The organism is Streptomyces sp. SGAir0957 (assembly GCF_043523415.1).
In genome coordinates this window covers 1,993,154-2,005,512 of record NZ_CP027293.1, presented here as the reverse complement: position 1 = coordinate 2,005,512, position 12,359 = coordinate 1,993,154, and the positions used below count along the sequence as shown (strand labels likewise).

11 protein-coding genes are annotated in these 12,359 nt (G+C 72.7%); 7 read left to right on the top strand and 4 right to left on the bottom strand.

The annotated features are described in order from the left end of the window. Positions 1 to 9: 9 nt before the first annotated feature. Positions 10 to 498, top strand: coding sequence for a methylated-DNA--[protein]-cysteine S-methyltransferase (locus tag C1N81_RS13980; RefSeq protein WP_394429134.1), 489 nt, complete (start codon positions 10 to 12; stop codon positions 496 to 498). A gap of 8 nt (positions 499 to 506) precedes the next feature. On the opposite strand, the gene C1N81_RS13975 is transcribed toward C1N81_RS13980, so the two are convergent. The 3 genes from C1N81_RS13975 to C1N81_RS13965 all read right to left on the bottom strand — a co-directional run bounded on the left by C1N81_RS13975 (position 507) and on the right by C1N81_RS13965 (position 4,129). After that, positions 507 to 1,949, bottom strand: a complete 1,443-nt coding sequence (locus C1N81_RS13975; protein WP_394429133.1) for a uridine transporter UriT — start codon at positions 1,947 to 1,949, stop codon at positions 507 to 509. Then, complete coding sequence (locus C1N81_RS13970; RefSeq protein WP_394429132.1) at positions 1,946 to 2,893, bottom strand: uridine-preferring nucleoside hydrolase UriH; 948 nt, start codon at positions 2,891 to 2,893, stop codon at positions 1,946 to 1,948. The genes C1N81_RS13975 and C1N81_RS13970 overlap by 4 nt, the downstream gene beginning before the upstream one ends. Before the next feature lie 147 nt (positions 2,894 to 3,040). Further along, complete coding sequence (locus C1N81_RS13965; protein WP_394429131.1) at positions 3,041 to 4,129, bottom strand: ADP-ribosylglycohydrolase family protein; 1,089 nt, start codon at positions 4,127 to 4,129, stop codon at positions 3,041 to 3,043. A 143-nt stretch (positions 4,130 to 4,272) separates the two neighbouring features. On the opposite strand from C1N81_RS13965, the gene C1N81_RS13960 reads away from it, so the two are divergent. Beyond that, positions 4,273 to 5,424 (top strand): glycerate kinase, encoded by a 1,152-nt coding sequence (locus C1N81_RS13960; protein WP_394429130.1) that lies wholly within the window; start codon positions 4,273 to 4,275, stop codon positions 5,422 to 5,424. A 433-nt stretch (positions 5,425 to 5,857) separates the two neighbouring features. On the opposite strand, the gene C1N81_RS13955 is transcribed toward C1N81_RS13960, so the two are convergent. Then, entirely contained in the window at positions 5,858 to 7,057 is a 1,200-nt protein-coding gene (locus C1N81_RS13955) for a PucR family transcriptional regulator (protein ID WP_394429129.1), read from the bottom strand. 264 nt (positions 7,058 to 7,321) lie between these two features. Between C1N81_RS13955 and C1N81_RS13950 the strand changes: the two genes are divergently transcribed. The 5 genes from C1N81_RS13950 to C1N81_RS13930 are packed head-to-tail and all read left to right on the top strand — an operon-like array spanning position 7,322 to position 12,241. Next, positions 7,322 to 8,104, top strand: a complete 783-nt coding sequence (locus tag C1N81_RS13950; protein ID WP_394437935.1) for an ABC transporter ATP-binding protein — start codon at positions 7,322 to 7,324, stop codon at positions 8,102 to 8,104. A 31-nt stretch (positions 8,105 to 8,135) separates the two neighbouring features. Continuing rightward, positions 8,136 to 8,975, top strand: a complete 840-nt coding sequence (locus C1N81_RS13945; RefSeq protein WP_394429128.1) for an ABC transporter ATP-binding protein — start codon at positions 8,136 to 8,138, stop codon at positions 8,973 to 8,975. Then, on the top strand, positions 8,972 to 9,862 hold the full coding sequence (locus C1N81_RS13940) for a branched-chain amino acid ABC transporter permease (RefSeq protein WP_394429127.1): 891 nt from the start codon (positions 8,972 to 8,974) through the stop codon (positions 9,860 to 9,862). Before C1N81_RS13945 ends, C1N81_RS13940 begins: the two co-directional genes overlap by 4 nt. Beyond that, complete coding sequence (locus C1N81_RS13935; RefSeq protein ID WP_394429126.1) at positions 9,855 to 10,970, top strand: branched-chain amino acid ABC transporter permease; 1,116 nt, start codon at positions 9,855 to 9,857, stop codon at positions 10,968 to 10,970. The genes C1N81_RS13940 and C1N81_RS13935 overlap by 8 nt, the downstream gene beginning before the upstream one ends. Beyond that, positions 10,967 to 12,241 carry an ABC transporter substrate-binding protein gene (locus C1N81_RS13930; RefSeq protein WP_394429125.1) on the top strand — a complete coding sequence of 425 codons (1,275 nt, stop codon included), beginning with the start codon at positions 10,967 to 10,969 and terminating at the stop codon, positions 12,239 to 12,241. The genes C1N81_RS13935 and C1N81_RS13930 overlap by 4 nt, the downstream gene beginning before the upstream one ends. Positions 12,242 to 12,359 lie beyond the last annotated feature (118 nt).

Sequence of the window (12,359 nt, the reverse complement as noted above, 5' to 3'; positions counted from 1 at the left end):
CGTACGGCCATGGAAGGCAAGCGGCACACCGTCGTCGACAGCCCCTACGGCGCCCTCACCCTCGTCGCCACCGACGGCACGCTCTCCGGTCTCTACATGACCGAACAGCGCCACCGCCCCGCCGAGGAGACGTTCGGCGTGCGCGACGAACGCCCCTTCGGCGCCGTCATCGACCAGTTGGAGGCGTACTTCAACGCGGAGCTGACGACGTTCGACCTGCCGCTCCACCTGCACGGCACGCCGTTCCAGCGCGCCGTCTGGGAGCAGCTGCGGAAGATCCCGTACGGCGAGACCCGCACGTACGGGGAGCTGGCCGCCGCCCTCGGCAACCCGGCCGCCTCCCGCGCCGTGGGCCTCGCCAACGGCAAGAACCCCGTCGGTGTGATCGTCCCCTGCCACCGGGTGATCGGCGCGAGCGGCGGCCTCACCGGGTACGGCGGCGGCCTGGAGCGCAAGCGCCGCCTGCTCGACTTCGAACGCGGCACCGCGCTGTTCTGAGGACCTGCCTAGGGCTTGGCCTCCGCGTCCACCGGCTTCGGGATCAGCAGCGACGTGCACAGCGCCGCCACGATCAGCACGAGCCCGGCGACGACACCGGCGCTGTACCCGCCGACGGACGTCCCGTCGGCAGGGGCGACCGCGTCCATCACCGCGTACAGGACGACGAAGCTGAGGCCCGCGCCCAGGTTGAAGCAGCCGGCGTTCAGGCCCGGCAGGAAGCCCGGGTTCTCCGTGGGGGAGAGGAGGATGCCGAGGCCGTTGAGCATGATGTTGACCGTGCCCGCGTAGGTCGCGCCCAGCAGGATCGACGAGGCGAGCAGCAGGCCCGACGAGTCGGTGTGCAGGGTCAGCAGGGCGAGCACCGTCGCGACGGCCGTCGAGATCAGGCCGATGCGCAGGATGCGGCCGTAGCCGAAGGACGCGGCGAGGCGTCCCGCCAGCGGGCCCATCGCGAGGCCCGCGAGCGCGTACGGCGTCAGCGTCCACCAGGTGGCGCCCTCGGCGCCCAGGCCGAGGCCGACCCCGGCGTCCTGGGCGAAGCCGGGCAGCAGGCCGTTCATGATGGCGAAGACGCCGGTCATGGTCAGCATGGTGGACGCGAGGAGCGACCAGGTGGCGCGCCGCTTCAGCAGGTGCGTGGCGACCAGCGGGGTGCGGGTGCGGGTCTCGAGGCGCCAGAACGCCCAGAACGCGAGCGCGGCGAGGACCAGGAGCCCGACGGCGAGCGGCCAGTTGGCGTCGGCCAGCTTGCCCGCCTCGTTGAAGGCGATAAGGAGCGCGCCGACGGAGACGACCAGGAGCGCGACGCCGGGCCAGTCCATGCGCGGCCGCTCCTCCGCGCGCGACTCGGAGGCGAGGAAGCGGACGAGGACGGCGGCGAGCGCCGCGAACGCGGTCATGACCCAGAAGATCGACGCGTAGCCGTGGTGCTCCGCGAGGGAGCCGCCCGCGAACGAGTCGACGCCCGCGATACCGCCGTTGACCGCCGTGACCAGGCCGAGCAGGGTCCCGTACCGCTTCGGGTCGGGGACCTCGACGCGCAGCATGATCAGTGCGAGCGGGATGGTCGGTCCTGACGCGCCCTGGATGACGCGGCCGACGGCGAGCGTGCCGACGGACGTGGCCAGCGCGGAGATGACGCAGCCGACGGCCATCAGGACCGTCATCCCGGTGAGCACCTTGCGGCGGCCGATCAGGTCGCCGAGGCGCGGCAGGAACAGCGAGAACAGCGCGGCGGCCGTGAAGAACGCCGTCTGGGTGACGCCGACGGCCGAGGCCGTGGTGTGCAGCTCGTCGGCCATCGTGGACAGCGCGGGGCTGAGCATCGAGGCGTTGAGCTGGAAGGCGAAACTGGCCGCGAGCAGGGCGGCCATCAGGGCGCCGACCCGGGCGGGGCGGCCCGCGCGGGGACCGCCCGCCGGGGTGTGGGGGGTGGCGTCGAGGCTCATGCCGCCGGGTCTCCGATACGGACGAGGGCGTCCACGACGAGGTTCCAGAACCGCTCGTGGTCGAGGTCGACGGCGACCTGGGTGTGGCAGTCGTCGGGCGCGGGGGCGCGCAGGTCGGTGACGGTCATGCCGAGGGTGAGCGTGCCCCGCAGCTCGATGTCGACAGGCGCCTTGCGTACGGTCATGACGCCCGGGTCGATCACGTACGCGACGGCGCACGGGTCGTGCACGGGCGGGTGCTCGAAGCCCTGGTTCTCGCGGTAGGCCTCGCGGAAGAACTCCAGCAGCTCCAGGACGAACGCGGCGGGCCCGGTGCCGACGGCCGCGATCTTCTTCTCCACCTCGGGGGTGGCGAGCGCCTGGTGGGTGAGGTCGAGGCCGACCATCGTGACCGGCCACTTCTCGTTGAAGACGATGTGGGCGGCCTCGGGGTCGATGACGATGTTGAACTCGGCGACCGGGCTCCAGTTGCCCTCGTGGAAACCGCCGCCCATCAGGACGACCTCGCGGACGCGCTCGACGATGCGCGGCTCCTTGCGCGCGGCGAGCGCGATGTTCGTCAGGCCCGCGGTCGGCACGATGGTGATCTCGCCCGGCTCGTGCGCCATGACGGTGTCGATGATGAGGTCGACGGCGTGCCGGTCGTCGAGCTCGGTGGTCGCCTCGGCCAGCTCGGGGCCGTCGAGGCCGGTGTCGCCGTGGATCTCGGCGGCGGTCTCGATCTCACGCACGAGCGGCCGCGCGCAGCCCGCCGCGAAGGGCACCCCGGTGATTCCGGCGATGGCCGCGACCGACAAGGCGTTACGGGTCACCTTCTCCAGGGTCTGGTTCCCGACGACGGTCGTCACCGCGACCAGGTCGATGTCGGGGTTGCCGTGCGCGAGGAGCATGGCGATCGCGTCGTCGTGCCCCGGGTCGCAGTCGAGAATGATCTTCCTGGCCAACGGAATGAGCCCCTTTGCTCCGAAAAACTGTCCACGGAAAGCTCACCTGTCCCCGGCCGCTTTGTCAACGCGCGTAGATGCCCATATTGCGGCGGTCTGCTTCGTACGGACCTCCAAGGAAGCGGAGGCGAGCCCTCCAGAACGATCCTAGGCGCGGACGAGCTCCACCGTCCGCGCGGCCAGCTCGCTGACGCGCACCCCGTCGAAGCCGAAGACCGCGCTGCGGACCCGGTCCTCAAGAGGCGCCGTCCACTGCTCCGGGAGGGCCGCGGCCCCGCACAGCACCCCGGCCACCGACCCCGCCGTCGCCCCGTTGGAGTCGGTGTCGAGACCGCCGCGCACCGTCAGGGCGAGGGTGTGGGTGAAGTCGCCGCCGCCGTGCAGCAGAGCTGCCGTGATCACCGCCGCGTTCGGGACGGTGTGGATCCAGCCGAGCCCCGCCGTCTCCCGCTCGACCGTGGCCAGCGTCTCCTCCCAGCTCAGACGCGCGTCATGGAGCGACGTCGTACGGCGCACGACACGGGCCAGACGGCAGCTCGCCGGGATCGTCGACAGCGCCGCGTCCAGGGCGGTGCGCGCGGACGACGCCGTGAACGCGGCGGCGACCAGCGCCGCCGCCCACATGGCGCCGTACACCCCGTTCCCCGTGTGCGAGAGCACCGCGTCACGGCGGGCCAGATACGCGGCCCGGCGCGGATCACCCGGCGAGGTCCAGCCGTAGACGTCCGCGCGGATCAGCGCCCCGATCCACTCCTGGCAGGGGTTGTCGTACGTGGCCGTCAGCGGCGGCTTCAGCCCGTTGACGAGATTGCGGTACGCCGCGCGCTCCGCCGTGAACGTCTGCGAGTACGGCAGACGCGACAGCCACACCTCACCCACCTGCTCCGTGCTGAACGCGAAACCGAACGTCTCCAGGAGATGCAGATTGAGGATCGCGTAGTCCACGTCGTCGTCCCGGCAACTGCCGTGCACCCGCCCCCGCACGCACCGCTGCCACTCCGGGCGCAGCGCCGAGGCGAACTCCTCCGACGGCGGCTCGGGTAGATAGTCGGTCAACGGCAGCGCGCCCGCCTGCCGCAGATAACGGTCGATACGGGCCCGCGTCCACACCTCGCCCTGCTCCACCGGCTTGCCGAGCATGTTCCCCGCGACACGGCCGAGCCAGCCGCCGAGGACACGGTCGGCAAGGACGCTCTCCGTGAGCGCCGGGCGTGCGGGAAGACCCGTCGGCTTCATGCCACCGGTCTACCCGCTCCGCCCCCCACCTGCCAGTACCCCAGGTCAGGTCACCCCTGGGCAGCGGGCCCCTCCTGCGGTTAAGGTCGCAGCGGCGCGACTGCCTTGACGCGAGCAAGGCCCGAAACAGCAAGGGGAGCAAGGTGGCGGACGCTGCACAGGCCGCGCGACGCGTATTGATCGCGGCCGACAAGTTCAAGGGGTCGCTCACCGCGGTGCAGGTCGCCGAGCGGGTGAGCGCGGGCCTTCGCCGGGTCGCGCCGAACATCGAGATCGCCTCCGTGCCCGTCGCGGACGGCGGCGACGGCACCGTCGCCGCGGCGGTCGCCGCCGGGTTCGAACGCCGCGAGGTCCAGGTCACCGGGCCGCTCGGCGAACCGGTGACAGCGGCGTACGCGCTGCGCGACGGCACGGCGGTCGTGGAGATGGCGGAGGCGTCCGGCCTCCAACTGCTGCCCGAAGGCGTCTTCGCGCCGCTCACCTCCACGACGTACGGCTCCGGCGAGGTCATCGCCGCCGCGCTCGACGCGGGCGCCACGTCCATCGTCTTCGGCGTCGGCGGCAGCGCCACGACCGACGGCGGCGCGGGGATGCTGGCCGCGCTCGGGGCCCGTTTCCTGGACGCGTCGGGCGCGGAGGTCGGGCCGGGGGGCGGCGCGCTCGCTGCGCTGGCCTCGGCGGATCTGTCCGGGCTCGACCCGCGCCTCTCCTCGGTGTCCATCGTCCTCGCCAGCGACGTCGACAACCCGCTCACCGGGCCCAAGGGCGCGCCCGCCGTCTACGGACCCCAGAAGGGCGCCACGCCCGAGGACGTCGCCGAACTCGACGCGGCCCTCGCGCACTTCGCGAAGATCCTCGGGGAGAGTGTCGGGCCCCAGGCCCTCGCATACGCGGAGTCGCCGGGGGCCGGGGCCGCGGGCGGTATCGGCTACGGGGCGCTCGTCGGCCTCGGGGCGAGTTTCCGGGCCGGGATCGAGGTCATGCTCGACGTCCTCGGATTCGCGCCGGCGCTCGACGGGGCCACGCTCGTCATCACCGGCGAAGGGTCTCTCGACGAGCAGACGCTGCACGGGAAGGCGCCGGCGGGGGTCGCCTCCGCGGCTCGCTCCGCGGGTATCGAGGTGGTCGCGGTCTGCGGCCGTCTGGCGTTGGACCCGTCCGCGCTCGGCCGCGCCGGGATCCGGCGGGCCTACGCGCTGACGGAGATCGAGCCGGATGTGGCGCGGTGCATCGCCGAGGCGGGGCCCATCCTGGAGGAGCTGGCGGAGCGGATCGGCACGGATTTCCTGACCTGAGCGGGGTCGCGCCGCTAGGGGTGCGGGTCGGTCGTGGCCGGTGACACAGCGCCCCGCGCTTCTTGAGCGCGGGTGCCGCACCGTCGCGGCTGGTCGCGCAGTTCCCCGCGCCCCTGAGCATCTGCCCCCTTCGCGTCGTTCTCGTGCGCGGGCTTCGTCGTGGTCGCTCGCGCAGTTCCCCGCGCCCCTGAAGGCCTGCGGCTTCGCCGCGCCTTCCCCGCGGGACGCGCCCCGCGATGAGATGCCGCACGCAGTGCGCGTCTCAGGGGCGCGGGGAACGGCGCGAGCAGCCACGGCGGTGCGGCGCTCGTCGATGGACAAGACGGCGCACGCAGTGTGCGTCTCGGGGGCGCGGGGAATGGCGTGAGCAACCACGGCGAAACCCGCGTCCGTCGACGGACAGGCCGGCGTCGGCGGATCGCGCGCCGCACCCCTACGATCCCGGTGACAACCGATACGCGTCCAGCGCCAGCGTCATCTCCATGAGATCCCTCGGGCGCGACAACGACCGCGAGGTCAGTTGTTCCAGGCGGCGCAGGCGGTTGAACACAGTGTTCCGGTGGCAGTACAACCGCCCAGCGGCCCGCCCGGCAGACCCTTCACAGGCCAGCCACGCGTCAAGCGTCTCCAAGAGCACGGCCCGGTCCCCGGGTTCGAGCGAGAGCAACTCGCCGAAGACCCCGGAGACCAGCCGCTGGGCGAGATCCGGCTGGCTGACCACCAACGCCGTAGGCATACGCTGGTCGAGCCGCATCACCCCGCTCGACTCCGGCGGACACGTCCGCAACGCCAGTTCGGCCAGCCGCCGCGCATGCCCCAGCTCGGCGAGCCCCGTGACGACGGGACTCAGCCCGCCGGGGCCCGGGCACCGCCCGTCCAGGAGGGCCGCCAGTTCGTCGAGCTCCCGGCCCGCCCCGAGCGCGACCACCCCCACCTCACCGTCGGCCCGCATCCGCCAGACGAACCGGAACCCGGGGTCCTGGATCCGCCGGTGGAACGCCTCCCGCACGTCCCGCCGTTCGACGCGGAGGACGACGACCGCGTACGGCCCGTGCTCGGGAAGGTCGAGCCCGGCGGCGGCCCGCGCCGCGAGGCCGGGGGCCGGGCGGCCCTCGAGGAGCGCGTCGAGCAGCGCCTGCATCTGCTCGTCCGTGCGCCGCCGGAGCTCCAGCTCCGTGGCCCGGTACGCCTCCGACGCCGCCTCCGCCTGGGCGTCGACAGCCGCCCACACCATCGTCGCGGACCGCATGAGGGCGGAGAGCCGGTCGGGTTCGCGGCCGGCGCTCTCCATCAGGGCGTCCCAGACGAGGTACCCCGCGTTGCGGTAGGCGTGCACCAGCAGGTCCAGGGGCAGCCCTTGTCCCGCCCGGCGCCGTCCCGCCTCCTCCGCGTACGCCAGATCCCCGCGCGGGGAGTCGCGCGGCGCGGAGATCGTCTCGATGCCGATCCGCATCGCTTCCTCGGCCTCGCGCCACTGGACGTCGTACGGCAGCACGCGCGCGTACACGTCGGAGAACGCGGACAGCTGCCGCAGATGCTCGTCGACCAGCTCGGGCACCCGTTCGAGCAGCGTTGTGCACGCCTCCTTGAGGAGCTTCCAGTCCTGCCCGGTGCGATGCCTGCGCCCGCCCATCGCCCCTCCCCAACACCTCGTAAAGCGACGGCAAAGGACTTTCTCGTACGTCCGGAGGATGCCATCCCGCGCCCGTCCCCGGCAGGCCTCTGACACGGGGTCTTGTGCGCGCGCACAACCGAGGCGGGCGGGCGCTGGGCCCGCGCAGCGATTCCCGGGCCGCCCGTGGACGGGCCGCCCGCGCGGTGCTGTCGTGAGCGCCACCGGTCCAGGGAGGGACACAGAGTGACCGATGCACAAGGGGAGGGCCTCGCCGTCGACACGATGTCGGTCGGCTACGGCCCCGTACGCGCCCTGCGCGAGGTGACGCTGAAGGTGCCGCAGGGCGCCTGCGTCGCCGTGCTGGGCGGCAACGGCGCGGGGAAGTCGACGCTGCTGCGCGCCGTCTCGCGCACGCTGCCATTCCACGGTGGGGCGGTCACGTCCGGCGAGGTGCGGTTCGGCGGGCGCCGGATCGGTGGCCTGTCCGCCGACCGCGTCGTGGCCGCGGGCGTCTGCCACGTACCGGAAGGGCGGCGGGTGTTCGCCCGGATGACCGTCGCCGACAACCTGCGGGCCGGCGCGCTCGGCTCGACGGGTTCCCGCGCCGACAAGGCGGCGGCGCTGCGCCGCGTCCACGAACTGTTCCCGGTCCTCGCCGACCGGGCGCACCAGCGTGCGGGGCTGCTCTCCGGCGGCGAACAGCAGATGCTGGCGGTCGGCCGCGCCCTGATGGCGGGCCCGCGCCTGCTCCTGCTCGACGAGCCGTCGCTTGGCCTCGCCCCGCTGATGGCGGCGCGGATCGCCGACACGATCCGGGAGATCAACGCGCAGGGCGTCGCCGTCCTCCTCGTCGAGCAGAACGCGGCGCTCGCGCTGCGCCTCGCCTCGCACGCCTACGTCCTGGAGGTCGGCGAGATCACCCTGCACGGCCCCGCCGACGAACTGGCGGGCTCCGACGAGGTCCGCCGCCGCTACCTCGGCGTGGTGGACGAGACAGCCGCGGAGGACGCCTCCGGCGTCGTCGCCCAAGCCCCGGCCCTGCGCCGCTGGGAAGGCCCCCGATGACGCCCGGCCCGATCCGACCGGGAGGCACCCGATGACCGCCGCACCAGACACCACCACCGCCACCGGCGTCCTGCCCCTGCACGTGCGTGACCTCACCGTCCGGTTCGCCGGGCTGACCGCTCTCGACGCCATCGGCTTCACCGTCGAGCCGGGCACCGTGCACGCCGTCATCGGGCCCAACGGCGCGGGCAAGTCGACCTGCTTCAACGTGTTGTCCGGCGTCTACCGCGCCACCGCCGGCACCGTCCACCTCGGCGACCAGGAACTGACCGGCCTCTCTCCGCACCGCATCGCCGGGCTCGGCGTGGCCCGGATCTTCCAGAACCTGGCGCTGCCGCCGCGCACCACGGTCGCGGACAGCCTGATGCTGGGCCGCCACCGGCTGACCCGGACCGGGTTCGTCGCCGCCGGGCTGCGTCTGCCCTCCGCCGTCCGGGAGGAACGCGCGCACCGCGAGCGGGTCCGGGAGATCGCCGAGTTCGTCGGCATCGCCGACCAGCTCGCGACCCCGACCGGCGCCCTGCCCTACGGGCAGCAGAAGCTCGCCGAACTCGCCCGCGCCCTGTGCATGGAGCCCCGCGTCCTGCTGCTCGACGAGCCCGTCGCCGGCATGACGGCGGACGAGCGGCGCCGTACCGCCGCCGTGATCGCGGGCGTCCGCGACAGCCTCGGGATCTCCATCGTCCTGGTCGAACACGACATGGGAGTCGTCATGCGCCTCGCCGACGAGGTCACCGTCCTCGACTTCGGCCGCCGGATCGCCGGCGGACCACCGGAGCGCGTCCAGAACGATCCGGCGGTGATCCAGGCGTACCTGGGCGCACCCGCCGCCGACCGGGACCAGCGGGAAGACGAGGAGGCCGGCGCGTGACCACCTTCCTCGAACTCCTCCTCAACGGGCTCTCCATGGGCTCCGTGTACGCGCTCATCGCCCTCGGCTTCGTCGTCATCTTCCGCGCCACGGAGGTCGTGAACTTCGCCCACGCCTCGCTGCTCCTCGCGGGCGGCTACGTCACGGCCACGCTCCACGACGACATCGGTTTCTGGCCCGCGCTCGGCGTCGGCATCGCCGCCGCGGCCGTGGTCGGCGCCGCCGTCGAGTTCCTCGTGATGCGCCGCTACAGGGGGCACGACCAGTCGGTCCTCGCCATCGTCACCATCGGCGTCGACATCCTCCTGACCACCGAACTCACCCGCCGCCTCGGCACCGACGTACTGTCGATGGGCGACCCGTGGGGCGACGCCGTGCTGACCGTCGGCGGCGTGTCGATCGCGCACACCCGCATCGCCGCGTTCGTCACCGCCGCACTGCTCATCACCGCGTTCCTGCTCGTCTTCCGCTACACGTCGTGGGGCGTCGCCATGCGCGCCGCCGCCGAGAGCGGGGAGACGGCCGCGCTGATGGGCGTACGCCTGCACCGGGTGTCGCTCGGCGCGTGGGCCGTGGCGGGCGGGCTCGCCGCCGTCGCCGCGCTGTTCCTGTGCGTGTTCCCGACGCCCGGCCTGGAACGGGCCACCTCGCTCGCCGCCCTGAAGGCGTTCCCCGCCGCGATCCTCGGTGGCCTGGACTCGACCACGGGCGCGCTCGTCGGCGGCCTCGTCGTCGGCGTCACCGAGTCCCTCGCCACCGGCTACCAGAGCGAGCTGGCCTTCATGGGCCGCGGCCTCGGCGACCTCGCGCCCTACCTCGTGATGACCGTGATTCTCCTGCTGCGGCCCTCCGGCCTCTTCGGCACGAAGGAGCTGGCCCGTGTCTGACACCCTCGCCGCCACGAAGACCGCGGACCGCCCGGAGCGCGCCGCCCCGGCCCGCTCGCGCCTCACCCGCCGCAGCGGCTGGGCCGCCGCCCTCTGCGCCCTGCTCCTCCTCGCCCTGCCCTTCTACCTCGACCGGTTCTGGCTCCAGGCGGGCCTCTTCGCGATGGCCGCCGCGATCGGCGCGATCGGCCTGAACCTGCTCACCGGCGCCACCGGACAGCTCTCCATGGGCCACGCCTTCTTCCTCGCGGTCGGCGCCTACGGGTACTGCGTCTTCGCGGGGGAGCGCGGCGAGGACCTCAACGGGCTCGGGCTCCCCCCGTGGCTCGCCGCCGTCCTCGCGGTCCTCGTCGCCGGGGTCGCGGGCGGCCTGTTCAGCCCCATCGCGGGCCGCCTCAAGGGCGCGTACCTCGGTATCGCGACCCTCGCGCTGATCTTCATCGGGCAGCACGTCCTGTTCAACGCCGAGGACCTGACCGGCGGCGCCAACGGCCGCGACGTCCCCGCGATGAGCCTGTTCGGCCTCACCTTCGACGACACGCCGCTCACGGTCGCCAGCGTTCCCTTCGGCTCCGCCGAGAAGCTCTGGTACCTCGGACTGCTCCTCACGCTCGGCTGCGGCCTGTTCGCCCGCGGCGTGCTCCGGGGACGGCCCGGCCGCGCCATGAACGCCATCCGCGACCACCGCATCGCCGCGGGCGTCCTCGGCGTCCCCGTCGCCCGCTACCGGGGCGCCGTCTTCGTCCTGTCCTCGATGTACGCGGGCCTGGCCGGAGTCCTCCTCGCCCTCGTCTTCCAGCGGACGGTCCCGGACTACTTCGGCATCACGCTGTCCCTGGAGTACCTCGCGATGATCGTCATCGGCGGCCTGGGCTCGGTCGCGGGCGCGGTCGTGGGCGCCGCGTTCGTCTCCCTGCTCCCGCAGATCCTCACCCGCTACAGCGACGCCCTGCCCCTCGTCTCGGCCCCCGGCACCGGCGGCGTCGCCCCGGGCGAGGCGGCCCGCTACCTCTACGGCGCCGCCGTGGTGGCAGTGGTCCTGTTCCTACCGGGCGGTCTGGTGCAACTGGCCCGACGGACCCGTAAACACCCTCAGGAGGAATCATGACCGCCCGTACCCGCCCCACCCGCACGCTCACGGTGACCACCGTGGCCGCGCTGCTCGCGCTCACCGCCGCGTGCAGCTCCAAGGCCGAGGACGGGGGAGGGGACGAGAAGCAGAGCGCGGGCGGAGTGAAGACCGGCCAGGGCATCTCGGGCAAGACCATCGACCTCGGCGTCCTCACCGACATGACCGGCGTCTACGCGACCCTCGGCAAGAGCGTCACCCAGGCCCAGCAGCTCTACGTCAAGCAGGTCAACGCCGACGGCGGCATCTGCGGCTACCAGCTGAAGCTGACCGTCCGCGACCACGGCTACGACCCGCAGAAGGCCGTCGCCGGCTATACGGAGCTGTCACCGAAGGTCCTCGGCTTCACGCAGTTCATCGGCTCGCCGTTCGTCGCGGCGGTCGAGAAGCGCATCGACACCGACAAGGCCCTGGTCCTCCCGCAGGCATGGTCCTCGAACCTCCTCGGCAGCCCGTACGTCCGCGTCATCGGCTCCACCTACGACATCGAGACGATCAACGCGATCGACTTCCTGATGAAGGAGAAGGGGCTGAAGAAGGGCGACAAGCTCGGCCACGTCTACTTCGAGGGCGACTACGGCGAGAGCGCGCTCAAGGGCTCGCGGTTCATGGCGGAGGAAGCGGGCCTGACCGTCGTCGAGCAGAAGATCAAGCCCACCGACAACGACATGACCGCGCAGGTCGCCGCCCTGAAGAAGGCGGGCGTCAAGGCCGTCGTGATCAGCGCGGGCCCCCGCCAGGCGGCCTCCCTGGTCGGCGTGGCGGCCGCGGCGAAGCTGATGGTCCCGGTCATCGGCAACAACTCGGCGTACGCCCCGCAGCTGCTCGGCACCCAGGCGGCCCCGGCCCTGCTGGCCAACTACTACGTGGCGTCCCCGTCCCTCCCCATCGGCGCGGACACGCCGGAGGCGAAGAAGCTGGTCGAGGAGTACAAGAAGGCGTACCCGAAGGACGGCCTGGACAACGGCGTCGTGGCGGGCTGGACCGCCGCCGGCGTCTTCGGCGAGGCACTGAAGAAGGCGTGCGAGTCGAAGGACCTGACCCGCGAGAGCGTCGACAAGGCGCTGCTCTCCCTGAGCGGCTACGACATGGGCTTCGGCGTCGACCAGGACTTCACCGACCCCAAGGCCCCGTCCTCCCACAAGTCCGTCATCCTCCAGCCCGACAAGGCGGCGGTGGGCGGCCTGAAGGTGGTCAAGCAGCCCGGCGAGGCCGCGGAGGCGAAGACGTACGCGCAGAGCGCCGGATAGCCCCGTAGGGGGCGCGGGGAACTGCGCGAGCAACCACGACGAGGCGGCCCGCGAGACGAGACATGCCGCTACGGCGGGTAGGCGCGAACCACGAGGGGCCCGAGCCATGAAGGCTCGG